Origin of the sequence: Undibacterium sp. Dicai25W (genome assembly GCF_049340505.1) — a bacterium.
Taxonomy (GTDB): domain Bacteria; phylum Pseudomonadota; class Gammaproteobacteria; order Burkholderiales; family Burkholderiaceae_D; genus Undibacterium; species Undibacterium jejuense.
Genome location: NZ_JBMPOQ010000007.1, coordinates 21,096 through 46,522, shown reverse-complemented (window position 1 = coordinate 46,522; position 25,427 = coordinate 21,096). Strand labels below are relative to the sequence as shown.

23 protein-coding genes, 2 tRNA genes and 1 riboswitch are annotated in these 25,427 nt (G+C 45.6%); of the genes, 13 read left to right on the top strand and 12 right to left on the bottom strand.

Going from position 1 to position 25,427, the window contains the following annotated elements:
- Window positions 1-154 precede the first annotated feature (154 nt).
- The 7 genes from ybgF (at window position 155) to ACO0KY_RS10045 (ending at window position 7,338) form a co-directional block, all read left to right on the top strand.
- On the top strand, window positions 155-916 hold the full coding sequence (ybgF, locus tag ACO0KY_RS10075) for a tol-pal system protein YbgF (RefSeq protein ID WP_423045709.1): 762 nt from the start codon (window positions 155-157) through the stop codon (window positions 914-916).
- Between the two features lie 71 nt (window positions 917-987).
- Window positions 988-1,063: transfer RNA gene (locus ACO0KY_RS10070), tRNA-Lys, on the top strand.
- Between the two features lie 55 nt (window positions 1,064-1,118).
- A tRNA-Lys gene (locus ACO0KY_RS10065) sits at window positions 1,119-1,194 on the top strand.
- A gap of 460 nt (window positions 1,195-1,654) precedes the next feature.
- Window positions 1,655-2,638, top strand: coding sequence for an ABC transporter substrate-binding protein (locus tag ACO0KY_RS10060; protein WP_423045707.1), 984 nt, complete (start codon window positions 1,655-1,657; stop codon window positions 2,636-2,638).
- A gap of 3 nt (window positions 2,639-2,641) precedes the next feature.
- Window positions 2,642-4,546, top strand: coding sequence for an ATP-binding protein (locus ACO0KY_RS10055; protein ID WP_423045705.1), 1,905 nt, complete (start codon window positions 2,642-2,644; stop codon window positions 4,544-4,546).
- A 307-nt stretch (window positions 4,547-4,853) separates the two neighbouring features.
- Entirely contained in the window at window positions 4,854-5,735 is an 882-nt protein-coding gene (locus tag ACO0KY_RS10050) for a class I SAM-dependent methyltransferase (RefSeq protein WP_186911829.1), read from the top strand.
- A gap of 145 nt (window positions 5,736-5,880) precedes the next feature.
- Complete coding sequence (locus ACO0KY_RS10045) at window positions 5,881-7,338, top strand: Ppx/GppA family phosphatase (RefSeq protein WP_423045703.1); 1,458 nt, start codon at window positions 5,881-5,883, stop codon at window positions 7,336-7,338.
- A gap of 87 nt (window positions 7,339-7,425) precedes the next feature.
- On the opposite strand, the gene ACO0KY_RS10040 is transcribed toward ACO0KY_RS10045, so the two are convergent.
- From ACO0KY_RS10040 to ACO0KY_RS09985, 12 genes are all read right to left on the bottom strand, one after another.
- Window positions 7,426-9,600 carry a TonB-dependent siderophore receptor gene (locus tag ACO0KY_RS10040; protein ID WP_423045701.1) on the bottom strand — a complete coding sequence of 725 codons (2,175 nt, stop codon included), beginning with the start codon at window positions 9,598-9,600 and terminating at the stop codon, window positions 7,426-7,428.
- Window positions 9,601-9,676: 76 nt separating this feature from the next.
- Window positions 9,677-9,773, bottom strand: a riboswitch (TPP riboswitch).
- Window positions 9,774-9,951: 178 nt separating this feature from the next.
- Window positions 9,952-10,836: an EamA family transporter RarD gene (rarD, locus tag ACO0KY_RS10035; RefSeq protein WP_423045699.1), complete on the bottom strand. Its 885-nt coding sequence runs from the start codon at window positions 10,834-10,836 to the stop codon at window positions 9,952-9,954.
- Window positions 10,837-10,974: 138 nt separating this feature from the next.
- Window positions 10,975-11,850, bottom strand: coding sequence for a cobalamin-binding protein (locus ACO0KY_RS10030; protein ID WP_423045696.1), 876 nt, complete (start codon window positions 11,848-11,850; stop codon window positions 10,975-10,977).
- Window positions 11,851-11,855: 5 nt separating this feature from the next.
- Window positions 11,856-12,695, bottom strand: a complete 840-nt coding sequence (gene panC, locus ACO0KY_RS10025; protein WP_186911834.1) for a pantoate--beta-alanine ligase — start codon at window positions 12,693-12,695, stop codon at window positions 11,856-11,858.
- 88 nt (window positions 12,696-12,783) lie between these two features.
- The gene (locus ACO0KY_RS10020; protein ID WP_186911835.1) at window positions 12,784-13,638 is read right to left on the bottom strand and encodes a segregation/condensation protein A; all 855 of its coding nucleotides are present in this window, start codon (window positions 13,636-13,638) and stop codon (window positions 12,784-12,786) included.
- A gap of 21 nt (window positions 13,639-13,659) precedes the next feature.
- Window positions 13,660-13,869 (bottom strand): DUF3460 family protein, encoded by a 210-nt coding sequence (locus ACO0KY_RS10015; protein WP_422989783.1) that lies wholly within the window; start codon window positions 13,867-13,869, stop codon window positions 13,660-13,662.
- Window positions 13,870-14,013: 144 nt separating this feature from the next.
- Window positions 14,014-14,595 carry a TIGR00730 family Rossman fold protein gene (locus ACO0KY_RS10010; RefSeq protein ID WP_423045693.1) on the bottom strand — a complete coding sequence of 194 codons (582 nt, stop codon included), beginning with the start codon at window positions 14,593-14,595 and terminating at the stop codon, window positions 14,014-14,016.
- Window positions 14,592-15,263 (bottom strand): TetR/AcrR family transcriptional regulator, encoded by a 672-nt coding sequence (locus ACO0KY_RS10005; RefSeq protein WP_186911838.1) that lies wholly within the window; start codon window positions 15,261-15,263, stop codon window positions 14,592-14,594. The genes ACO0KY_RS10010 and ACO0KY_RS10005 overlap by 4 nt, the downstream gene beginning before the upstream one ends.
- A gap of 180 nt (window positions 15,264-15,443) precedes the next feature.
- Window positions 15,444-15,956: an RDD family protein gene (locus ACO0KY_RS10000; RefSeq protein WP_423045691.1), complete on the bottom strand. Its 513-nt coding sequence runs from the start codon at window positions 15,954-15,956 to the stop codon at window positions 15,444-15,446.
- A gap of 4 nt (window positions 15,957-15,960) precedes the next feature.
- Window positions 15,961-16,701: a DUF3106 domain-containing protein gene (locus ACO0KY_RS09995; protein ID WP_423045689.1), complete on the bottom strand. Its 741-nt coding sequence runs from the start codon at window positions 16,699-16,701 to the stop codon at window positions 15,961-15,963.
- Between the two features lie 2 nt (window positions 16,702-16,703).
- The gene (locus tag ACO0KY_RS09990; RefSeq protein WP_186911840.1) at window positions 16,704-17,120 is read right to left on the bottom strand and encodes a DUF3619 family protein; all 417 of its coding nucleotides are present in this window, start codon (window positions 17,118-17,120) and stop codon (window positions 16,704-16,706) included.
- Window positions 17,117-17,689 (bottom strand): RNA polymerase sigma factor, encoded by a 573-nt coding sequence (locus ACO0KY_RS09985; RefSeq protein WP_423045687.1) that lies wholly within the window; start codon window positions 17,687-17,689, stop codon window positions 17,117-17,119. Before ACO0KY_RS09985 ends, ACO0KY_RS09990 begins: the two co-directional genes overlap by 4 nt.
- Window positions 17,690-18,215: 526 nt before the next feature.
- Between ACO0KY_RS09985 and ACO0KY_RS09980 the strand changes: the two genes are divergently transcribed.
- The 6 genes from ACO0KY_RS09980 (at window position 18,216) to ACO0KY_RS09955 (ending at window position 25,401) form a co-directional block, all read left to right on the top strand.
- Complete coding sequence (locus ACO0KY_RS09980; protein ID WP_423045685.1) at window positions 18,216-19,931, top strand: acetolactate synthase 3 catalytic subunit; 1,716 nt, start codon at window positions 18,216-18,218, stop codon at window positions 19,929-19,931.
- Window positions 19,931-20,422: an acetolactate synthase small subunit gene (gene ilvN, locus ACO0KY_RS09975; protein ID WP_186911843.1), complete on the top strand. Its 492-nt coding sequence runs from the start codon at window positions 19,931-19,933 to the stop codon at window positions 20,420-20,422. The genes ACO0KY_RS09980 and ilvN overlap by 1 nt, the downstream gene beginning before the upstream one ends.
- 89 nt (window positions 20,423-20,511) lie before the next feature.
- Window positions 20,512-21,528 carry a ketol-acid reductoisomerase gene (gene ilvC / locus ACO0KY_RS09970; protein WP_422989799.1) on the top strand — a complete coding sequence of 339 codons (1,017 nt, stop codon included), beginning with the start codon at window positions 20,512-20,514 and terminating at the stop codon, window positions 21,526-21,528.
- Window positions 21,529-21,748: 220 nt separating this feature from the next.
- The gene (locus tag ACO0KY_RS09965; protein WP_186911845.1) at window positions 21,749-22,483 is read left to right on the top strand and encodes an SIMPL domain-containing protein; all 735 of its coding nucleotides are present in this window, start codon (window positions 21,749-21,751) and stop codon (window positions 22,481-22,483) included.
- Window positions 22,484-22,619: 136 nt separating this feature from the next.
- Window positions 22,620-23,492, top strand: a complete 873-nt coding sequence (gene pssA, locus ACO0KY_RS09960) for a CDP-diacylglycerol--serine O-phosphatidyltransferase (RefSeq protein ID WP_186911846.1) — start codon at window positions 22,620-22,622, stop codon at window positions 23,490-23,492.
- Window positions 23,493-23,862: 370 nt separating this feature from the next.
- Window positions 23,863-25,401 (top strand): 2-isopropylmalate synthase, encoded by a 1,539-nt coding sequence (locus ACO0KY_RS09955; RefSeq protein ID WP_423045681.1) that lies wholly within the window; start codon window positions 23,863-23,865, stop codon window positions 25,399-25,401.
- Window positions 25,402-25,427 lie beyond the last annotated feature (26 nt).

Below are 25,427 nucleotides of genomic sequence, written 5' to 3'. Positions count from 1 at the left end.
TGCAGTAGCCGGCGCTTTCTATTTTGGGCTGATGAAAATCGTCTTGTTGAGATTCGTACTTAGCACGCAGTGAGGTTACTGCTTGCCTGGTTCTGTTAGGTGCAATAAGTCAATCACCCACATTTTGCGTCAGTTCTTTTTTATATCGATTGCTATGAAACTTACTTCTTTCCGTACCTCGATTCTGGTTGCTGCGATGCTCTCAGCGTTAGCACCTGGTATTGCTTCTGCAGGTCTGTTTGATGATGACGAGGCGCGCAAAGCAATTCTGGACTTGCGCGCTAAATTGGATGCGGTGAATGTTCGTATCGACAAAACCAATGATGCCAAGGTCGATAAGAGCACTGCTTTAGATCTGGCGAACGAGAATGAGCAATTGCGCTCTGAAATTGCTAAATTACGCGGGCAGATCGAAGTATTAGCGAACGATATCGCTAATACCCAGCGCCGTCAGCAAGATTTTTATGTCGATCTCGATAACCGCATGCGCAAGCTTGAGCCTAAGCGTATGACTGTGGACGGTAAAGATGCGGTCGTTGAAGTCAATGAACAACGTGCCTTTGATAATGCGATGGTTTTGTTTAAAGATGGTGATTATAAAAATGCCGCACCAGCATTTAGTAGCTTTATGACTGCATATCCGCAGTCGGCATATATGGGTTCTGCTCAATATTGGCTGGGCAATTCGTATTATGCGCAACGTGACTGCAAGGGCACAATTACAGCAATGCAGCAATTAGTGAAGACCTACCCCGATCACCCGAAAGCCCCTGATGCAATGCTTAATATCGCAGGGTGCTATACCGAGCTGAAAGAGAAAGCTGCGAGCAAAAAAACCTTGGAAACCTTGATCAGCCAATATCCTGGTACCGAGGCTGCACAAGCGGCTAAGAACCGCCTATCCTCGCTCAAGTAACAGGCATAAGGACTTAATCCTGAAGCAGGGATTGACAGAGGGGCTGAAACGCCATATAATTTCGGTCTTTCGGGTCGTTAGCTCAGCTGGTAGAGCAGCGGACTTTTAATCCGTTGGTCGCAGGTTCGAATCCCGCACGGCCTACCACGAATACAAAATAAACTTAAGTTGCGCCTAAGTTTTTAGATTTTTAGCAGGTTTTGGGTCGTTAGCTCAGCTGGTAGAGCAGCGGACTTTTAATCCGTTGGTCGCAGGTTCGAATCCCGCACGGCCTACCAAAACAAAATGTGAAAAGCCAACCCGCACGGGTTGGCTTTTTGCTTTTGTCTTCACTTTTTACCTACCTTCTTTGATATAGCCAGTTTCTTCGTCGAAAAGTATCAAATGTGTCTGGGTACGAGATCTCTATCCAACTTGTCATAAAGCGTTCGCGAGAGTTGATGAAGCAGTTTTAGCTTGTATTTCTTTGTATATTTAGTATTGTTAATGCTAGCCGTGGCTTACGTATCAACGTCCATAATTGGGCGCACTAAAAAGCAGGTTCATCATAATAGTAATAAGTAGAGACTGTTCGCCATCTGATCAGTGAAAACTAAGTCGTTCCCGTTTTGCATCGTCCAGATCCTCTATTTCAAGTTTCATTGACGCTTCAAGTTGTGAAATTTCGCTTGAAAATCTATTCAAAGTTTTCGTTATATACAATGCTGAATGTGTCATTTATTTAATGAAAGGAGGCGTATGCGTACTGTCGTACTTTTCTTTGTCTGCGTCCTTTTTTTATCTGCTTGTGATAAGACTCGTTCTGTGTCGCCTGCACTTCAGAAAGTTAATCTGGCTTATACCAGCCAGCCTCAATCTGCGTTGATGCACATTGCCATTGAAAAAGGATTTTTTCGTGACGAAGGCTTAGATGTTCACGGCACGATATTTGAGCTCGGGAGAGCTGCCATGGCGTCCATGTTGAAGGACGATGATGATATTGCATCCGTGGCTGAGACGCCAATTATGTACCATGTTGTTAAGGGAGGGGAGATCTCGATTTTTGCCAATATAGTCACTACGAATACCAACAATGGCATCCTCGCCCGCCAGGATGCTGGAATTCAACGACCTGAAGATCTAAAAGGTAAGCGTGTTGGATTTCCTAAGGGATCGACGGCGGAATTTTTCTTAAGTGCCATGCTGAGCGCGCATGGACTGGAGATGAGTGATATTCATCCAGTCTATTTAAAGCCCAATGAGTTGCAGGCTGCGATCATGGATGACCTTGTTGATGCAATTTCAATCTGGAATTACAAATTAGCGCTGATTGCAGATGCTTTGGGATTTAATGGCATCGTATTTTTGGATAAAGAACTGTATACCGAATCTTTTAATCTGGTCTGTCAACCGGACTACACAAAACGTCATCCAGAAGTACTCGAGGCATTATTACGGGGTTTATTGAGAGCGGAAAAGTTTAGTCTTACTCATCTGCTTGAATCACAAGAAATTATGGCCAGAAGAACGCAGGTGCCTCTTAAAACGGTGCAAAAAGTCTGGCCCGAATTTAAATTTAAAATATCCTTGGCACCGACCTTGTTGATTACCTTAGATGACGAGGCGAGATGGGCTTTACAGAATCAATTTGCGGAAGCGACTGCCGAACCCGATTTTTTGTCGCACATTTATTTCGATGCTTTGCGCACGGTAAAACCCGAGGCGATCAAATTTAGGCAATAGACGATGAGAATACTGGTTCGTTTGCGATTGGTTTCGATAGGCTTGTTCGCCGGGCTTACTTGTGCATTGGTTTTACTTGCATGGTCAGTGGCTAAATATAACGAGGTAAAGACATATAACCACAAGCTGTGGAACTTGCATGCGGCTGTTTCAGATAAAGCATTTCAGCGCGATCAATATTTCTTATTTAAGCAAAGCGCCACCAAAAAAATCTGGTCAAAAAGACAGGCGGACGTAATTAACTTGGTAAATCAAATTCAGTCTGAAAATTCGATTAAAGATGATCAGGATAAGTTTCGTGAATTGATCGACAATTTGAATTCTAGTGAAATTATTTTTCAACGAATTTTTGTACTGAATCAGTCTAAGTCAACAGCTTCCTCCCCTTGGCTTGACGCGGACAGGCAATTTGATATTCGTCTCATTAGCCAGATGTTGTTGAAAGACGTGGCCACTACCGATGTGATTGATGTGCTACAAATAGAAAGTGAGAAAAGGGTTGATGCCGCTTATCTTCAGTTAATGTTGAGTATCGCTATCGGTATTTTTATTCTGGTCGGGTTAGCAATTTTAGCGCTCAGAGTAACTGCTGTGTCATTAAGGAACCGACTTCATCACTTACATGATGGTACCAACGTTATTGCTGCTGGTCATCTCGAACATCGCCTTTTAGTTGCTGGAAATGATGAGCTCAGTGAATTGGCAAACTCGATCAACACAATGACTGCAGATTTGCAGGCATTCAAAGGCTCATGGGAAGCGGAACTTGATCGACGAAAAAATATAGAAATTGAACTTCGTCGCAATGATGCTTTATTGAAATCTTCTGCTCGTATCGCCGGGGTTGGTGCCTTGGAACTGGATTTTACGACGCAAGAAGTCAGATGGTCGGAGCAAAGTTGCACTATCTTCGGTATGCCTGCCGGATACCAACCTGATTATGAAGCCTTATTGAATTTTTTTACGCCGACTGCCCAAACGATACTTCAGTCAAAAATGAGTCAAATGTTGGACGGCGGTGACTCGTTCGATATTGAACTCGAAATGATGACCGGGCAAAATAAGGTGATTTTCGTGCGAATCCTTGGGCAGATAGAATACAGTCCCGATCAGCATGCAAGAATGATTGCGACATTGCAGGATGTGACCGCGCAGCGATTAATGGATAGGATTAAATCTGAATTTATCTCCATGGTTAGCCATGAGCTGCGCACACCTTTAACTTCAATTCGTGGCTCGCTAGGTTTATTGGCGAGCGAAGTCTTAGGAAGTCTGGATGAAAAGTCTAAGAAGCTGGTGGTGGTTGCTCATCGAAACTCAGTGCGCCTGATTGGTCTGGTGAACGATATTTTGGATATCAATAAGCTGGCGTCTGGTGCAATGCATATGGATATGCAAAAGCATGATCTGGTTCCATTGATATTCCAAGTGATAGAAAATAACGCTGCGTATGCGCGAGAGTTTTTTATTGAACTCGATTTTCAGAGCGAGATAAGAGCCGCTGTCGTGGAGGTCGATGCCGGTAGATTGATGCAAGTGTTGACCAATTTGATTTCTAATGCGGTCAAATTTTCTGGTGATCCACCTGTCGTTTCTGTAAAGCTTGAGCAGCAGGGCGCCGAATATAAGATTAGCGTCAGCGATACCGGGCCTGGCATTTCTGAGCAGTTTAAAAGGAAAATCTTCGGACAATTTGCACAGGAAAATAATTCCAATACCAGAATGAATGGCGGAAGTGGTCTGGGTCTGTACATCAGTAAAAACCTGATTGAAAAAATGGGCGGCAACATTGGTTTTGATAGTACACCCGGAGTCGGAACTACATTCTGGATTACATTGAAGGCGCAAACGCCGGAAGTTGAAAAGCAATTTGTTAAATCAAATGAAGCGATAGGGCTTTCAAATTGAGTTTGGCTAACATAGATGGATGTCTTGGTTCACGGTTGACGTTGGGTGACAAAATCCGGATAATTTGGTTATGAAATTTAGCTATGAAATTCGGTTTTGAACAGGGTGGCAAAGAAGTGTGATGAAGACGAAAATCTCACATTTTTTGCAAGAGCTGGGCGTACCAGTTGAGCCTCTCGAATTTAAGGACGCAGGTGTCAGCCTGTGTCCTTTTTTGTTTCTGGTTTTATTTTCCACTATTATTTTTGCAACTTATTTTGCAACTTATTTTGAACTAAAGCATTACTAAATTACCAGGCACCGCACAATGAAAAAAAATTCCACAAAAAAACAAACGCCTGCGGTGCAGCCGGTACAGGAAAAACATGAGATACGTCCCGGACAGTCGTTGGAGTTGCTGAAGGAACTGCATATCCTTACGCGCGATGGCAAATTGAATCAGGACAGCCGTCGCAAGCTCAAGCAGGTCTATCATCTGTATCAGTTCATTGAACCCTTGCTATTAAAGTTGCAGGAATCTCATGCCAATATCAGCCTCGTTGATCACGGTGCTGGTAAATCTTATCTCGGTTTTATTCTGTACGATTTATTTTTTAAATCTGGACAAGCGCAAAGCCAGGCACATATCTATGGCATAGAAACACGCGACGAGTTGGTGCAGAAATCCACCGAACTCGCACAGCGCCTTAATTTTCCCGGGATGTCTTTTTTGAATTTATCGGTGGCAGATTCCACACATTCTGACAAATTGCCTGAGCAGATAGATATCGTCACAGCATTGCATGCTTGTGATACGGCGACGGATGATGCAATTCAATTTGCATTAAAAAAGAAAGCAAAGTTTATGGTGCTAGTGCCGTGTTGTCAGGCGGAAGTGGCTGCTGAATTGCGCAAGAGTAAAGGTGATGCTGTACGTAGCAACCCGCTATCAGAAATGTGGCGTCATCCGATTCATACTCGTGAATTCGGTAGTCAGATTACTAATGTACTGCGTTGCTTGCAATTGGAAGCACATGGTTACCAGGTCAGAGTCACAGAACTTGTCGGTTGGGAACACTCGATGAAGAATGAATTAATCGTCGCCGAATATAAGGGGACACCAGCAAAACGCCCCGGTGACCGGTTAGCAGAAATACTCAATACCACAGGACTTGATAACTTGCGTGAACGTTTCTTTGTTCCTCAATGATGTACGTTGACAACGTAGCATGGATTCTAAGCTATCGTAAAATTTGATCGTCATTGCGATGTCATAAAAAATGATTAGTATCATTTTTATGTAAGGTAGGAATAATGACTGGTATTACTAAAGAACATTAAAAAGGAAAGCAAATATGCTGGCCGCCGTTGACCTGGGTTCAAATAGTTTTCGTATGCATATTGCACGTCATGAAGGCGACGCCATTCGCGTTGTCAAGAGTGCGCGTGAACCTATCAGATTGGCGGCAGGCCTCGATGAAAGCGGTAATCTGACTGCGGAGGCTATGCAAAGTGCGATTGACTGCCTGAGCCGTTTTCGCGAGATCCTGAATGCTTATCCAGTTGAAAATTTACGGGTAGTTGCAACCAACACTATACGTATAGCAAAAAACGCCGCTATTCTTTTACCGCAAGCAGAAGCCGCAATTGGCCACCCTATTGAGGTTATTTCGGGTGAGGAAGAAGGCCGCCTGATTTACATGGGGGTGTCGAATGCCGTCGCTATTCCTGGCGAACGCCGCCTCGTTATGGATATTGGTGGTGGCTCAACCGAGGTAATACTTGGTCGCGGGCATGAAATCGTCCAGGTTGAATCCTTCAGTATTGGTACAGTAAAAACCAGTACCAATTTTTTTCCTGATGGCCGTTTAACAGAAGCAGCATTTGAAGCTGCTATTTTGTCGGCGCGATCCATGTTTGAAGATGCCGCGCCACCGTACCAACCCCAGCATTGGCGCAAGGCCTATGGCTCGTCGGGCACCATGCGTGCGATCGCTGATGCCATCATCAAAGGTGGTCTGGGTGACGGCAAAATCACGATGCTGAGTTTGAATGCCTTGAAACAATACTGTATTCAATGTGGCAAGCTCAGTGATTTGGAATTGAGTGGTATTAAACCAGAACGCGTTGCCATGGTCGTCGGTGGTCTGGCGATATTGATCGGTTTGATGATGGAGTTCAATATTGAAGTATTGATCCCGATTGAAGCAGGCTTGCGTATGGGCGTGATGTGGGACTTGTATCTGCGCGCCACCAAACGCGATCGGCGCGAAGTGTCAGTGCAGAAAGTAGCCAATGTGTTTAACACCGACATGTCACGCGCCAATCGGGTCGTCGATATGGTCAAATCTTTGTATCAACAACTTAAACCCTCGTCTGATAACTATCTGCGTTTGTTATTGTGGAGTGCTCGCTTACATGAAGTAGGCATGGTGATTTCTCATACTGGCTACCATAAGCATGGTTCCTATATGATAGAAAATGCGGATATGGCTGGTTTTACTACGAGCGAACAACGCATCATGAGTAAGCTGATCCTGAGCCAGAAAGGGAATCTGCGTAAGATTAGCGAAGCCTTGGTTGACCCTGATTTTGCCAAAGCCGTGTTGGCCTTGCGCTTGTCGGTGATGTTAATGCATTCGCGTGCTGAGATTGATTATGAAGACATTCGTCTCAAAATGAAGCGTAGCGTAGAACTTGAGATGCGGCGTGATTGGGTGACTTTGCATCCTACGGTGGCGTATTGGTTGCAAAAGGAAATTGAATGTTGGCGTGAGGTAGGGGTCGACTTCTTAGTCAGAACGAATGTCTGAAAGAGGTTTTAAAAATAAAAAAGGAATTCATTAATTTGAATTCCTTTTTTTTTCGCTATGTTCGCTATTTGTTATGCTGGCCTTAAATCAAAAATCAAACTGTGCCGATAATTTATAAATTCGCGGTGAGCCCGGGAATAAATAGCCACCCAGTGATTGCGTTGCATCCCGCCAGTAGAACTTGTTGAGCACATTGTCGACGTTAAAGCGTAAGGTCGTCGTTGTATTGCCTATACGTGTCACGTAACGGGCACCAAGGTTATAAACCTGGTAACCAGGAATAATGACGGTGTTATCCGGGGTGTATGCCTTGTTACCTGAGTACTGCCAACTCGCGTTCAGATTTAAACCTTTGACTTCGGCGACAGCATAATCTGCATACACCGTCGCCTTCAGTTTTGGTACATCCAATACACGCTTGCCTTCTAGTGTGGCATTGCCAGTGTCTTGCTGAATGGCGTCAAGCTCAGTTAAGCTGGCGCTGAGCGTCAGTTGTGATGTGATTTTTCCTAAAGCCGACAGCTCCAGTCCGGTATGTTGTGCAGTACCGTTTTGAACATAGTTATTATTGCTATCAATATATTGCAGTGGCTTTTGAATCCGGAAAACGGCAGCACTTACACTTAAATCGCGTGTTACGTCGGATTTGAAGCCCATTTCAATTTGCTTCGATTTGGCAGGATCAAGTAACTGATTCTGGTTGTTTGTCCCGAATGGAGCAATCGTTCCATGTTCCAGGCCTTGTGCAAACGAGGCGTACAGGGATGTGTTCTGAACGGGTTTGTATACCAGTGCCGCATTTGACACCCAATAATTGTGTTGGTAACCACTCAGACCAAGTTGTGTGCGCTCAATATTCAGGTGACGGATACCCGCGTGTACTGTCCATGCATCATTGAGGCTGATGGCGTCTTGTAAGAAAGCGGACCATTCTTTATCGGTTCTTTGTAGCAGCACTGGGCCAGTGGTGTTGCTGGATTGGCCAACGACGACAGGATTGAAAACATTGCTGGTACCAACGAAATCATACACATACGCGCCGAAGAAATCTTTGCGTTGCGAGCTGCTTAAACCGGTTGCAAATTGATGTTGGAAATTACCGGTAGTGAATTTTCCATTCAGCAGTGCCTGAGTCCCCCAGGACGATTTTGCTTCGCCTACACTTTGGTAATCGTAGACATCGTAATCACCGTTCGCACAATAGCCACTCGCGAGATTAGCTGAACCACATCCGAGTGGAAATGCAGTGTAATCATCACGTTTGAATTCGTGCTTGTTGATGGCAACGCTGGTGGTCCAGGCATTGTCCAGTTTGTATTCGTAACGCACTCCGATATTGCTATCTGTCGTATCAACGGGTTTAGACCACGGCTGATTGTTGAGCATAATGTCGGCACGGATTCCACGTGGTAAATCGGTGCCATTTGTTAATTGAAAACCTGGTGCAGAGATTTGCGCGCGGTGTTGGTAGTCAAAGTCGAATTGTAGTAATGACTGCGGTGATAAATGCCAGTCAAATGCGCCAGAAATAAACTGGCGGTTGCCGTTTGCGCCGATGATGTAAGAGCGCATTCTTTCTTCGGCGGCATTGATACGGTAGCCAAATTGCTTGTCTGAAGACATTCCACCCAAATCGAATGTGCCGTATAAGGTGCCGCGTTCAGAGATGCTGGTAGTAACGCTGCGCAGGTCCTTATTTGTCGGGCGTTTAGTCACATAATTGATGACGCCGCCGGGTGTTGCAAAACCAGACTGGAATCCGGAAATACCTTTTAACACTTCAACGGTTTCTTTGTTTTCCAATGGAATCGAACCATCTGCAGGAATCGCAAAGCCATCTTTACGATAGCTGTATTCGTTATCGAGTGCAAAGCCACGGATAGAGAACTGCTCAGCATAACCTACTGCATTGTAAGCATCATTGACGCTGGCATCGTACTTCATGACATCCGTGGTCAAACGGATTTGCAAGTCTTGCAGTTGTTGCGCGGTCCAGGTATTGACGGAAAATGGCGTATCAAGCAATTTTTCATCAATAAAGCCTGCTGCCTTGGTGTGGTCTGCTTTAGCGGAGGTCTTATTGCCAGAGACCACAACTTCTTGCACTGATGAAGAGTTTGCTGTTGCGTTGTTCTCTGGCTCTGCCGCAGCGTAAGCGCCTTGCATGCAGACGAGTTGTGCAATGGCGATGGCGATCAGTGTCGGGCGTAATACCAGCGTGATTGCCTGGCGGTGGGTATGGTGTGAATTTACTTGTGTCATTATGTGCTCGTTATACTTGTGGTGCGCAGGGTGGCAGCACAGCAAAGGAGCAAACAAAGCATAGACAGGAGAAAACGACGTGAACTTTGCGCTTCCCTTCGCTGGCATTATCCAGATCAGGTTCAAGGGACTCTCTCACCCGGAAATGTATTCCAGGACCCCTAGCGAAGGCGTTACTTTAACATGAAATCAGCACTAAGACTTTTGATGATGGTGACCGCTAACTACCCTATGGTCTGATTTGTTGCTTTTTTGGGATTGCTGATACCCTTGGGGAGTATATTTTTAGGTCGTTTGTTATCAAGGAGGTAAACGTATAAAAACGTCTATACTCCCTGGTTTTAATGTTCACTAAGCTTCTTGTCTGGCGGGTTTGAAATTCATCCACAGACCTTCGGCTGAATAGATGAATAATGCAATCCAGATGGCAATGAAACCGATCAGGCGATGGGTATCGAGATTTTCATTGAATATCCATACACCAAGCAATAACTGCACAAATGGTGCAATGTACTGAAGTAATCCCAGCGTCGTCATCGGTATGCGGCGCGCACCAGCGGCAAACATCAATAAGGGAATCGCAGTGATAGGGCCACTTAATGCGAGCAAGATTTTGACATCAGTTCCAGCTGATACCAGTGCATTTTGTCCATGCATGGTGAGCCATGTCAGGTAGCCAAAGGCAAACGGGAAGAAGATTGCGGTTTCCAAAGATAAACCTTCCAGCGCGCCTAATGCTGCAGTTTTTCTTAACAAGCCATACGTACCAAAAGTCGCCGCTAGCGCGAGGCCTATCCATGGTAAATGCCCGGTCTGGAAGGTCATCCATGCCACACCCAAGGCCGCAAAAGAAATCGCCAACCATTGGCCAGAGCGCAGTTTTTCTTTGAGTAGTACCGAGCCAATCAGAATATTAACCAGCGGTGTCATGAAGTAACCAAGACTGGAGTCAATGACTTTGCCATCATTTACCGCCCAGATATAGATAAACCAATTACTTGATAATAAAACGGCGCTGAGTGCGAAGCTGGCAATCAGTTTAGGCTGACGGCGCACCATCGCCAGCCAACCCCATTGCTTGCGCCAGGTAAGTACAATGGCTAAAAATAACAGCGACCACAGCATACGGTTTAATAAAATTTCTAATGAAGGAACCGAGTGCAAGGCTTTGAAGTAGAGTGGGAACAAACCCCAGATCGTGTAGGCAGAGCCGGCTAATAATATGCCTTTACGCATGTGCTGCATCCTAAATAAAGGAGGCCGCAAATGCGGCCAGAGGACGTATTATCGCCGTAAATCTGAAAGTATGCTCAATACCACCCGAAGTGCCGGAAATGTCTGGAGTGAAATTATCCGAACAGCAATGCAGAAAAATTATTTTTCTCTGGCAAGGGCGATTTGTTTGCACAGTGCTTCTGTGCCATCCAGAATGCGCGGACCGGCGCGGTTGAGCAAATCCCCCTTGACGGCATACAAATGATTTTTTTTGACCGCTGTCAGCGTTTTAAATGAGCGCCATTCATTGAGTGAATCGGCGTTTTCACCACCAGTAATAATTGCATCTGGATTACTTGATAACAGGGCTTCTGTCGTAATCGTTGGGCTTAACTCTTTCAGTCTGCCGAAAACGTTTCTACCGCCACATAAGCGAATCGCAGCCGAGATCATGTGTTCGTCATTGAGGGTCATTAATGGCTTATTCCAAACCTCATAAAATACAGTTACCGGTGTCGACGAATCAGGCTGGCGATAGGTTTTTCGCAAATCCTCTAAGCGCTGTCTGAATTTAGCAGCGGCGGCTTTGCCTACAGTTTCAGTGCCCGCCAATATCGATAATCTTTCTATCGACGTTGCCACCATTTCATAATTGCGCGGCTCACTTTCGAAAACGGTGATGTGATTGCTGCGCAGTTTACTGGCTAGAACTTTGCCATTACCAGTGCCCCAGATAACCACTAAATCCGGCTTAATCGCGAGTAGGCGTTCGGTATCCATTGCAAAGACATTGCCGACGGATGGCAAGTTTTTTGCTGCTTCGGGGAAGTTGCTGTAATCGCTGACGGCAACGACGCTTTTTGCAGCGCCAGCTTCAAACAGTAATTCTGTGGCGTGGGGTGCCAGGCTAATGATGCGTTGCGCAGGCTGCGTCAGAGTGACTGTATGCATGGCATCGTCTTTGACACTGACTGCTGCAAATGATGTTGTAACGGTCAATGACAATAAGAAAAAGCTGCCGAGTTGGTGCAACATGAGATTCAAATTTCCAGATTATCGATCAGGCGGGTGTTGCCCAGTTTGGCTGCTGCTAACACGACCAGAGGCGCACCTTGTGCAAGGTCGCCTGCTGATGGTGGTTGTAGGTCAGCGCGTTTGCGGATAGAAATGTAGTCTGGTTTCCAATGGCGTCCGGCAAGTTTTGCCATAGCGTTGCGTTCGAGTTCAAACATATCCAGATGACCGCTACGCACTTCATTCGCGACTTCATTTAATGCCGCATACAAAGCCGGTGCTTCTGCACGTTCCGCTTCAGATAAGTACATATTGCGGGACGACAAAGCCAGGCCGTCGTCAGCGCGATACGTATCAGCCGCAATAATTTCGGTTGGCAAAGCAAATTGCTTGCTCATGTTACGGACGATCATCAATTGTTGATAATCTTTTTTACCGAACACGGCAACACGTGGTTGTACGCAGGAGAAGAGCTTCAGTACCACGGTGGTCACACCAGTAAAAAATCCAGGGCGGAACTCACCTTCCAGAATGTTGCCCAGATCATCCGGTGGGCGCACACGGAATTCTTGCGGTTCAGGATATAAATCTTTTTCAGTTGGCGCAAATAAAATGTAAACGCCTTCTTTTTCCAGTTTTTCTACGTCGGCCTGAAAAGTGCGTGGATATTTATCGAAGTCTTCATTTGGGCCAAATTGCAGGCGATTTACAAAAATCGAGGCAACGATAGGATCGCCATGTTTTTTTGCCAGACGCATCAGCGACAAATGGCCTTCATGTAAATTGCCCATGGTCGGTACAAATGCGGTACGCAATTGTCCGCTCAGATGATCGCGCAATTCTTCGATGGATGAAATGATTTTCATGATGAGAAGTTAAATGAATTCGGTTGTTTACAGTTGTAATTCAGTGTGCCCGTTTCGCTAGGTCGCATTATCAGGACACACCTTGTGTTCAAGCTGGTGAGTACGCGAGCCGTACATAGATCGGTGCAAATGCCTCAGCCTGCGTAATTTCGATCAGCGTCTCTTTTGCAAGCTCTAACAGGGCGACAAAGTTCACCACTAAGACTGGTGCGCCACGAGACGGATCAAACAGATCGGAAAACTCGACAAATTTCGCCGACTGCAACTTACGCAAAATACCGGACATATGTTCGCGCACTGACAGTTCTTCTCGACTGATTTTGTGATGTGCAACTAAGGTTGCACGTTTCAAAATATCTGCCCATGCAGCTTGTATATCGGCCAATTCCACTTGTGGCCAGTGCAGTACCGTATTCTGTTCGACAAACACCTGTGCGTGAAGAAAGTCGCGCCCTAATTGCGGCACAGCATTCAAATCATACGCAGCTAGCTTCATTTGTTCGTATTCCAACAAACGTCTGACCAGTTCTGCGCGTGGATCCTCAGCTTCTTCGCCCGCTGCGCTTTTGGTCGATGGCAACAGCATGCGTGATTTAATTTCTATCAGCATGGCCGCCATCAATAAGTACTCGGCTGCAAGTTCCAGATTGTGATTGCGGATCTGATCGACATATTTCAGATATTGCAAAGTTACTTGCGCCATCGGAATATCCAGAATATTGAAATTTTGTTTGCGTATCAGATACAACAACAAATCCAACGGTCCTTCAAATGCTTCCAGAAAAACTTCGAGGGCATCTGGTGGAATATATAAGTCATTTGGTAACTTAAATAGCGGCTCACCATAGAGCTTGGCAAAAGCCAAACCGTCCACCACATCTGGTGTGCTATCAGTAGCACCGACCAGTGGCAGATCAATAGGGGGGAGTGCAGTAGTAGTCACAAGCTAGCCGTAAAGACGGGCTTATCCTTTGTTTTGGTAAACGTAAGGTTGCTGCGGTACGATAGAATCTAGAGTATCTTTTTGTACGCTCAGATCCACTGGTGCTTTGTCCCATAGCAGGGCACGGCCATCACGCTGGCTTTGCTCCAGTTTAGGATTGGCGTTTTTTAAACTTTGGATGAAGTGAGTCGCTTCGGATTCGTACAAAGAGAATTGCTTGGAGAATTTCATAGTTTTGAAATAAACATATAAAAGAACGGATGAAGCCGCATTTTACTCTTAATTTCAGCAAAAACTGCATTTGCGTACTGATCGCAAGCAAGTAGTTGAATCAAACTTCTACAAATTGTGTCTCTGGAGAGGCCGTGCGCCAATTTACAGATCGCTGCTTTGTACCCATTTTGTCGTTGGTACTGCCTTATAGGTCTGCAATTTCTGCAAAAGTGACTCTGTTTGATTGTCGTGGATCAGGATCTCAAGATGGTTTTCCCGTAAAAAGCCTTGTTCGCCCGTATGTTGTAAAAACTGAAGTAATCCATCATAAAAACCATTGACGTTCAGCAGGCCGATTGGTTTTTCATGAAAACCTAATTGTGCCCAGGTCATGACTTCAAATAGTTCTTCGAGTGTGCCGATACCACCCGGCATCGCAATAAACGCATCAGATAATTGTGCCATCAATGCTTTGCGTTCATGCATGTTATTGACGATATGTAATTCAGTCAGACCAGTGTGCCCGACTTCTTTATCCATTAACGCTTTGGGAATGACGCCAGTGACCTGACCGCCGAGTTTTAAAACTTCATCGGCAATAATGCCCATCAGACCGACATTGCCGCCCCCATACACAAGGCGGAGCTCATGCTTGACCAGGGTTGCAGCTAATTGACGTGCTGCCGCCGCGTAGTCAGGTGTAACTCCTGGCGAGGCGCCGCAATAAACGCATACTGAATTCATGCTGGGCTCATTTTGCGCAAATAATCTTGTGATAGTTTCTCAAATACTTGTTTGGTTTCTCCGCGCAGATAAGGGCTGATCAGAGAGATGACTTGATAGCAGCCGCGAGCCAGAGATTCAGACATCGTTTGTAATTCTGTGTATTTGCGAGGGTTGCGCACGTATTCATAAGACAGCCAATACGTGGCAACCACCACCATATTGGTCGACAGCGCATCAATGTCCATATCTGAGCCTTCAAACTCGCCATCGGCACGCAAGCCATTGCAAAGTTCATTTGCCACCTTGATTTTGTGGGAAAGTATTTGCTTGAAATTGAGCTCTAGTTTGCGGTTACGTGACAACAGGTCGTTCAGATCGCGGTAGAAAAAGCGATAGCGCCAGACCAATTCAAAGGTCAGATGCAGATAAGTCCAGATATCCTGAATATTCGCTTTACGACCGTGCGGGAAAGCGAGTTTTTTATTAATTTCAGCTTCGAATTGCGTGAAAATGGAATTAACAATGTCATCTTTATTTCTGAAGTGATAATAAAGATTGCCCGGGGAAATATTCATTTCCTCAGCAATGACGGTGGTCGTGATATTCGGTTCCCCGAATTCATTAAATAAACGAAGGGATAGTTCGAGGATGCGTTCCCGGGTGCGGCGAGGGGCTTTGTGTTGCATGTCATTCAATCTCGATAGATGATGGACGAACGCAAAATTGCTCCACCGGCGCTCTTGGCCTATCGACGTAACGTCGTATCATAAGCACTCGTTTTGTAAATCTGCTTGGTTGGAATAATTTACGTTAGCCCTATATTATTTCATAAGAATAACATTGATCCAGCCAAGCTCAAAACTTGTCTATGATTCTACGCTGCTTTGTGCCTTTTCCGGCACTTGAATCAGGCATGTTTTTGCTAGTTTGTCATGCAAAAACTGACCGTTTTTATCGAGTCTCGAAGTGAGTGCCCAGCCCGTGATGCCGAGGCTGATAACAAGCACCATCGGCCATTCTTTGAGCCCGAACTGGTAGTCCAGTGCCATTGCTGGTATGAACCACATCCATGCTAAAAAATAACGAACAATTGCTTTTACCAGAGGGAGTTTGCCGCCATCGAGGTCAGTAACGCGAATCCGCCAGGTTTGCATTGCCAGCGTTTGTCCGCTGCGACTCCAGCAAAATACAAAATACGCTCCGATGATAAGAAACAACCACGCTTGGCGCCCATGCCGAAGCATCAAGGCGCTTTTACTTTGCGTTGTCACATCAAATATAAAACCAAAAACAAAAACGATGCCAAATAACAACATGGCCTCATAGACCATGCAGATTAACCGACGACGTAGTAGGGGTGCTTGTAATTCGATAGTCACAGAATTATTTCGATGAGGCTTGAGAGTTTGCTGCCGTACTTGCTGGTGTTTCTGCAACAGCAGGTGTAGCACTTGCTGGGGTAGCTGTCGTTGCAGATACGGCGGAAGCTGCTGCTGGCGCTACCTGTGCTGTCGGTTTGATGAATGTTGGTGCTGGCACTTTGTTTGTCTTCACAGGAGTCGGTCCGACTTTAATCGGTGCGATGATCTGTGGGTTTCTAATGGTTTCTGATGACAAATTGGTCAGGCGCTTTTTCTTTTCATGCTCATCAGCCAGACGTTTTTTCTCTTCCGCGCTGAGTTGCTGATACTGTTCCCATTGTGCGGATTTGTTTTCTGACTTGATTTGTGTCACGTGGGCATAGTTTTCACGTGCCGCGGCACGTTGTTCAGGTGTTAATTTTACCCACTCGCGCATTCTTTCTTGCAGACGTTGCTGTTCATCTGGCTTCATCGTTGCGTAGCGATTTGCAATTTCCAGCCATTTTTTCTTACGTGTCTCTGGCATTTCCGGCCATTCGGCGGACAAAGGGGCTAAGGCTTGCTGTTGCGCAGCGCTTAATTCCGACCAGTGTGGCTTAGCCTGATGTGCTGTCGATGGAGGAACTAAGGGCTTGACCGATGCTGCAGGAGTTGAGGCTGGAGCGGGAGATAAAGACGGAACCGCACCGTTAGCGAAAGCTAACGGCAGCGCGATAAAACTTATTGTGAAAGTGATTAACTGACGTAAGTTGCAAAACTGCACGCTTATTCCTCCGCTTTGTTTAAATAAGCAGTAAATCCGGTATCCACATAAGCTGCAGGTGGCAATTCATCAACTAATACCGCTGTGTCAATATCAGCTAATTCGTTGATGCGTTGTTGCTTTTCATTTTCGTAAATGCCTGCTAGCCCGGCAATCAATGCCAGCAATGGAATAATAATTCCGAGTTTACCTAGCCAAGTTGAAGGACCTGGGAAGGAAAACCCATTCGTGCCAGCAAGCACTCCGCTAAATACATGCACTTTGGCGCCGCTATCTGGCTTCTTGCGCGCGAGCGCTGCTTTACGTGCTTGCGCTAACCTGTCTAGCGTGGGCGTAGGCAGGCTCTCGGCTGATTCGTTCAGCGCGCGCCGGACTTTATAAGCAAAGTCGAGATCTTGAGATTCTTTTGAGTAGTTCATAGCTGTATTCCTTTAGCCTTTAGGGATGCGGCCAATGCGTGAGTTGCACGGGAGCAATGCGTTTTGACGCTGCCTTCTGAGCAACCCATCGCTTCGGCGGTTTCTGCCACATCCATGTCTTCCCAATAACGCATGAGGAATGCTTCCCGTTGACGAGCTGGAAGCTTTTTTATTTCATCATCAATAATATTCAAAACTTGTTCGCGTTCCAGCTTGTCTGCGGTGGATTCTGCTGCTTCAGTACCTTCTTCTGCGGCATAACTTTCCAGCAAGTCAAAATTATCATCCCCATCATTATTATTTGGAGTGATGCTAGAAAATAAACTTACCCATGTATTGCGAACTTTTTCACGCCGAAAGAAATCAAGAATGGTATTTTGCAATATACGCTGAAATAACATGGGCAGCTCGTTAGCCGGCTTGTCTCCATATTTTTCAGAAATTTTGATCATTGCTTCCTGGACAATGTCCAGAGCAGATTCTTCGTTCCTTACCGTGTAGAGAGCATGCTTGAAGGCACGTCTTTCTACGCTTTCGAGGAAATTTGATAATTCTTTTTCAGTAGCCATTGTTGGCAATATTCATATAGTTACTCAGCGATTTTCAAAACGACATTCAAAACGACAGTTTCTTTAAAATCACGCACAGGTATTTAAAATTGCGCATATGCTAGCAAAAATAGCGCATTGTGTCCTAATTTTGTGCACAGATGAATATATTTCAATCTTAAAAAGCTAATTAATTAGCGAATTGCACTTGACCAAAATGCTGCAACGCATTACCGTATGAGTCCGCTCCAAAATCTCGGAGCACCAAATATCTGTTCGGAATAACCCACAATGTTATCGCCAGCAGGTGCGCTTTAAATGAAGCTGTTTGTTCTGACCCATGCCACAAGCGTGAGAAGTCTGTCGTTACATAGCCTTACCACTGATTGAACGAGTGCATTAAGCATTGCCTGGAACCATCTCCAACGGAGCTGTAAAGGGGAATGTGACTGCACAAAAAGGGATTTCAGCTTACCGGACTTGTATGTCGATTTCGCCAGGAAAGAGCATCCGATCAATTTCCTATGGACCTTGAAAGGACACAATAATGAGTTCAGAATTTACAGGCGCAGAGATACTGGTTAAGTGTCTGGCCGAAGAGGGTGTTGAGCACGTTTTCGGATATCCGGGCGGCGCAGTACTCTACATCTACGATGCAATTTTCAATCAAAATAAGTTTCAGCATATTCTCGTGCGCCACGAACAGGCAGCGATTCATGCGGCTGACGCTTATTCCCGATCATCCAATAAAGTCGGCGTTGCCTTAGTTACCTCCGGTCCTGGTGTGACCAATGCAGTAACCGGTCTGGCAACTGCTTATATGGATTCGATTCCTATGGTGGTGATTTCTGGTCAGGTTCCTAGTGCCGTTATCGGTCAGGATGCTTTCCAGGAATGTGATACCGTGGGTATTACCCGTCCTTGCGTTAAGCATAATTTCCTGGTGAAAGATGTGCGCGATCTGGCAGAGACGGTCAAAAAGGCGTTTTTTATTGCGACGACCGGTCGTCCTGGTCCGGTGCTGGTGGATATCCCCAAAGATATCAGTATGCACAAAACGACTTACCACTACCCCAAAGAAGTGGAAATGCGCTCTTACAAGCCAGTCGATAAAGGGCATGCAGGTCAGATTCGCAAAGCTGTGCAACTGTTATTACAAGCTGAACGCCCGATGATTTACACCGGCGGCGGTGTGATCCTTGCGCATGCCGCACCAGAACTTAACAAGCTAGTGGATGAGCTGGGCTTCCCATGCACAAATACGCTGATGGGCTTGGGGGCGTACCGCGCCAGCGACAAAAAATTTGTCGGCATGCCGGGCATGCATGGCACCTATGAAGCAAACATGGCAATGCAACATTGCGATGTACTGATCGCTATTGGCGCGCGATTTGACGACCGCGTTATTGGTAATCCAAAACATTTTGCCTCGCATCCACGCAAGATCATACATATCGATATCGATCCATCGTCTATTTCTAAGCGCGTCAAAGTTGATATTCCGATTGTTGGCAATGTCAAAGATGTGTTGATTGAAATGCTGTCGCAATTGAGCGCAGTAGAGACACGTCCGGATCCCAAAGCGCTGACAGCCTGGTGGAAGCAGATTGAAGAATGGCGTGGACGTGATTGCCTTAACTATCCGACCTCCAATGAAGTGATTAAGCCGCAATCGGTCGTGCAAAAAGTTTGGGAAGTCACTAAAGGTGATGCGTTTGTTACTTCCGATGTCGGACAGCATCAGATGTGGGCTGCGCAATACTATGGCTTTGATAAACCGCGTCGCTGGATTAATTCTGGTGGCTTGGGAACCATGGGCGTAGGCTTGCCATATGCGATGGGTGTGCAAATGGCTAATCCTGATGCGACGGTTGCCTGTATTACTGGGGAGGCGTCTATTCAGATGTGTATCCAGGAATTGGCGACGTGCAAGCAATATCACCTGACACCAAAAATTATTTTGCTTAACAACCGTTTCTTGGGCATGGTCAGGCAGTGGCAGCAGATTGATTATGGTTCGCGCTACTCTGAGTCCTATATGGATTCGTTGCCGGACTTTACTAAGCTGGTTGAAGCCTATGGGCACGTCGGTATGAAGATAGAAAACCCAGCCGACGTTGATGGCGCAATTCGTGAAGCGTTTGGCATGAAGGACCGTTTGGTATTTATGAATTTCATTACTGATCAAACAGAAAATGTCTGGCCCATGGTGAAGGCAGGTAAGGGTTTGACTGAGATGCTGCTTGGTTCGGAGGATCTGTAATGAGACATATTATTTCTATTCTCCTTGAGAACGAAGCGGGTGCTTTGTCGCGTGTGGTTGGTTTGTTTTCTGCACGTGGCTACAACATTGAAACCCTGACTGTTGCGCCGACCGAAGACGCAACGCTGTCGCGTATGACCATTGTCACGACGGGTTCAGATGACGTGATTGAACAAATCACCAAACATCTTAATCGCCTAATCGAAGTAGTGAAAGTGGTTGATCTGACTGAAGGTGCGCATATAGAACGTGAATTGATGCTCATTAAAGTGCGCGCTGTTGGTAAAGAGCGCGAAGAAATGAAACGCACAGCGGATATTTTTCGTGGCCGAATCATTGATGTGACTGAAAAAACCTACACGATAGAACTGACTGGAAATAAAGGAAAGCTGGACGCCTTTATCGACTCCATTGATCGCGCCGCGATTCTTGAAACAGTCAGAACGGGTGGTTCGGGAATCGGACGCGGTGAGCGCATCCTTAAGGTGTAATTGTCGAATTTCGATTCGCTATAAGTAACGAAATTATTTAAATTAATTATTCAAATTATTCAAATTATTCAAATTAAATAGGATACAAAATGAAAGTTTTCTACGATAAAGATTGTGATCTCTCCTTAATCAAAGGCAAAAATGTTGCGATCATTGGCTACGGCTCTCAGGGTCACGCCCATGCGCAAAACTTGAATGATTCTGGTTGCAATGTGACAGTCGCATTACGTAAGGGTGGCGCTTCCTGGAGTAAAGCTGAAGGTGCTGGCTTGAAAGTGGCGGAAGTTAATGACGCAGTGAAAGCAGCTGACGTCATCATGATTTTGCTGCCAGATGAAAATATCGCTCAGGTTTATGCTGAAAACGTTGCGCCACACGCGAAGCAGGGTGCAGTTCTGGCATTTGCGCACGGCTTTAACGTGCATTATGGCCAAGTTGTTCCACGTGCAGATCTGGATGTGATTATGGTTGCGCCAAAAGCGCCTGGTCACACAGTACGTGGCACTTACTCTCAAGGTGGTGGCGTTCCTCACCTGATCGCTGTTTATCAAGATAAGTCTGGCTCTGCACGTGATATCGCTTTGTCTTACGCAATGGCGAATGGTGGCGGCCGTGCCGGTATCATTGAAACTAACTTCCGCGAAGAGACTGAAACAGATTTGTTTGGTGAGCAAGCGGTACTGTGCGGTGGTGCTGTCGAGTTGATCAAAGCGGGTTTTGAAACGCTGGTTGAAGCAGGTTACGCACCAGAAATGGCTTACTTCGAATGCTTACATGAATTGAAATTGATCGTTGATCTGATTTATGAAGGTGGTATCGCCAACATGAACTATTCGATTTCTAACAACGCAGAGTACGGCGAATACGTAACAGGTCCGAAAGTTGTGACTTCCGCTACAAAAGACGCGATGCGCCAATGCCTGAAGGATATTCAGACTGGTGAATACGCGAAGAGCTTCATCTTGGAAAACAAAGCTGGCGCGCCAACCTTGATTTCCCGTCGTCGTTTGACGTCTGAACATCAGATCGAAGAAGTTGGCGCAAAATTGCGTGCGATGATGCCTTGGATTGCTAAAAACAAATTAGTTGATCAATCGAAAAACTAATGTAGTCAGCTCTACTGATTGAAAAATCAAAGTCGCCCGGTTGTTCAGGGCGATTTTTTATTTGTTAAAAATGTCAAAATCAGAGGGAGAATTTGATTCAAAACAAAGTTCAGTCCTACTTTGTGCAACTTCAGGAGTTAAACGCGGTCTTATTTTTATGGTCAATCAAATTAGCTTTTATTGATCAAATTTACCGATAACTAAGTGAGAAGGAACTAACATGAAAAAAATGATTGGATTAACATCCGCCATGCTGTTTTCGTTGCCAGTTTTTGCGCAAAGTATCTCCGGCACCGTGATTACCCTGGCGGGAAATGCAGAAATCAAAGCAGACAATGATCAGGCTGTCGTGACTTTTTTTATTGAAGAACAAGACAAAGATAAGGCCGTAGCTGCATCGCGCGTGAATCAAAAGATGAAAGCGGGCACCGAGTTGATCAAAAAAGAAGATCCTCAGGCTGAATTGCATACGCGTGGCTATTACAGCTACCCAATATATAACGACGCCACCAAAACCGTGGCGGGGCAAGCGCCTAAGCAGCAACTGGTGGGTTGGCGTACCGGGCAGTATCTCGAAGTCAAAACGCAAAATTTAAAACAATTGCCATCAACTGCTGCGGCGGCACAGTCAATTCTTGCACTCAATGGGGTTAATTTTGGGTTGTCAGATGCGACGATTGCTAAATTGGAATCAGAGCGGATTGCTGCTGGTTACAAAGATTTTTCTCAAAAGTTGACGATGATCACCCACACTATGGGCAAAAATCCGGAGGATGTCGTGATTGAATCCCTGGATTTTGATAATGCCGGAAGCAATATGCGCCCAATGGCGATGGCTGCTGAACCTATGATGTTGAGATCTGCGCGCGCAGCAGGACCGGTTGATGCACCCAGTTTTGAGCCTGGTTATACATCCTTGTCGATTCATATTACAGGCAAACTTAAGTTGAAATAAATTGCATGATAAGTTGCCTGACAATCAAGGCGGTTTTCCAGACTGCCAAAGAGGGTTATACTTGAAAGATCAACTGTAAGTTTCTGCCCGACCTGTTCGGGCTATTTTTATCGAATCAGAATCGAATTAGAATCGCATGCCATCTTTTAAATCACGCAGACCCAAAGGTAGTTTTAAGCTTTTTCCAAAAGGCGTTCGCAAATCACAGCAAAAAGTGGATGCTGACGGTAATAGTTTGCCGGTGACAGCGAAACAACGTGCTCGTGGCGTTTATTTGCTACCAAATGCTTTTACTACCGCCGCCTTGTTTTGTGGCTTTTATGCTATTGTGATGGCGATGGATCAAAATTTTCTGAAAGCAGCCATTGCGATTTTTGCTGCCATGGTGTTGGATAGTTTAGATGGTCGGGTAGCACGGATGACCAACACGCAAAGTGAATTCGGTGCGCAATACGATAGCTTATCCGACATGATTTCATTTGGCGCAGCACCTGCATTGGTGGCTTATGAGTGGACTTTGCGTGGCATGGGTAAATTGGGCTGGATAGGAGCATTTGTGTATTGCGCTGGTGCTGCCCTGCGTTTAGCCCGTTTTAATACCAATATTGCAGTGGTTGATAAGCGTTATTTTCAGGGATTACCTAGTCCTGCTGCAGCTGCATTGATTGCCAGCTTTGTGCTGTTGATGGATGATTTAGAAATTTTGCCGGTCAATCTGCATTGGTACGCCTGGGGCATCACTTTGTTTGCGGGTTTGACAATGGTGACCAATGTACCTTTCTATAGTTTCAAAGATTTGAATTTGAAGCGTAGCTTTCCGTTTATCGCGCCGCTGATTATTTTGTTGGTCTATGTGGTTGTAGTCAGTGATCCGCCTAAGGTTTTATTTGGATTGTTTGTGCTGTATGGCTTGTCTGGCTATGCGGTATTGCTGTGGCGCTGGAGAAATGGCCGTCCGATTAGCATCATTCAGACCAGTCACGAAAGCCATGAAGAAAACGATGGATAGTGATTTTTAGAAATAAAATTTTGTTTTTTTAAAGTAGAGCCACGGCAATCAAAATACGCTGTGGCTTTTTTACTTTCAGACCTAATTTAATTGGGATTCATGTGCTATAAATTCTTGCACTTTTTTTAGATCGCGCTTATAGTCTAAGGCATGAACTCTCAAGTTAAATCATTCCCAGTAATCGCAACCAACGGCCTCGTTGGTTCGCTATTACTATCTGCAAGTCTACTAGTGCGGTAACGCGCTAAATCCCCCATTCCCCCAATTCGAGTAGTCCCTCTTTACCCATGTGTGTCTTACAAGGGTGGGCCGGAGAATATTCAAAAACTCAGTTTCATTTCTATATTGGTAAAATCTAAAGGAGAACATCATGGCTGACAAACTCATCATATTCGATACAACATTACGCGACGGCGAACAATCCCCTGGTGCATCAATGACCAAGGATGAAAAAATCCGTATTGCAAAGCAGTTGGAGCGCCTGAAAGTAGACGTTATTGAGGCAGGTTTCGCGGCAGCCTCTCCGGGAGATTTTGAGTCTATCAAAGCGATTTCTGCGACGATTAAGGATTCCATTATTTGTTCTTTGTCGCGTGCAAATGACCGCGATATCGCACGCGCTGCTGAGGCCTTGCAAGCAGCACAACGTAAGCGTATTCACACATTTATTGCGACTTCACCATTGCATATGGAAAAGAAGTTGCGGATGTCCCCAGATCAGGTTTTGGAACAAGCGATTCAGGCGGTCAGATACGCGAGAAATTTTACTGACGACGTCGAATTTAGTCCGGAGGATGGTAGTCGCTCAGAAATGGATTTCTTATGCCGTGTGATTGAGGCGGTGATTAAAGAAGGTGCGACCACGATTAACTTTGCTGATACCGTGGGTTATGGTGTGCCAGAGTTGTATGGCACGATGCTTAAAAATTTGCGGGAACGGATTCCCAATTCGGATAAAGCTATCTGGTCAGTGCATTGCCATAATGACCTCGGTATGGCGGTCGCGAACTCCCTGGCTGGTGTGATGATTGGCGGCGCACGTCAGATCGAATGTACGATCAATGGTCTTGGCGAGCGCGCTGGCAACACGGCCTTGGAAGAAATCGTCATGGCGGTGCGTACTCGTAAAGATTACTTCAATCTGGAATTGGGTATTGATACGACGCAGATTGTGCCAGCGTCCAAATTGGTTTCGCAAATCACTGGTTTTGCTGTGCAACCAAATAAAGCCGTGGTCGGTGCGAATGCGTTTGCCCATGCATCCGGAATTCATCAGGATGGCATCTTGAAAGCGCGAGATACCTATGAAATTATGCGTGCCGAAGATGTGGGTTGGAGCGCCAACAAAATCGTTCTTGGTAAGCTTTCCGGACGCAATGCATTCAAGCAGCGTCTCGATGAATTAGGTATTACTTTGGAATCCGAAGCTGATGTTAACGGCGCTTTTGCTCGCTTTAAAGAATTGGCTGATCGCAAGTCTGAAATTTTTGATGAAGATATTCTTGCCTTGGTCTCGGATGAGGAGCAGGCCAATGACAATGAGGCTTATCATTTCGTGTCTTTGGCGCAGCATTCGGAAACCGGCGAAATGCCAGCGGCAAAAGTGGTGTTCTCCAATCAGGGTAAAGAAATCAGTTGTGAAGGCATAGGTAATGGCCCAGTCGATGCAATCGTCAACGCGATTGAATCTAAGGTTGCCAGTGGCGCTGAATTATTGCTGTTTTCAGTCAACGCAATTACTACTGGTACTCAGTCGCAGGGCGAGGTGACTATGCGTTTGTCGAAGTCGGGCCGTATCGTGAATGGCGTTGGCGCTGATCCGGATATCGTGGTGGCATCTGCCAAGGCTTACTTATCAGCCCTGAATAAACTGGAGTCCAAATCTGAGAAGCTCAATCCCCAGATTTGATTTCTGTTGTAATTTCGTGTTATAGT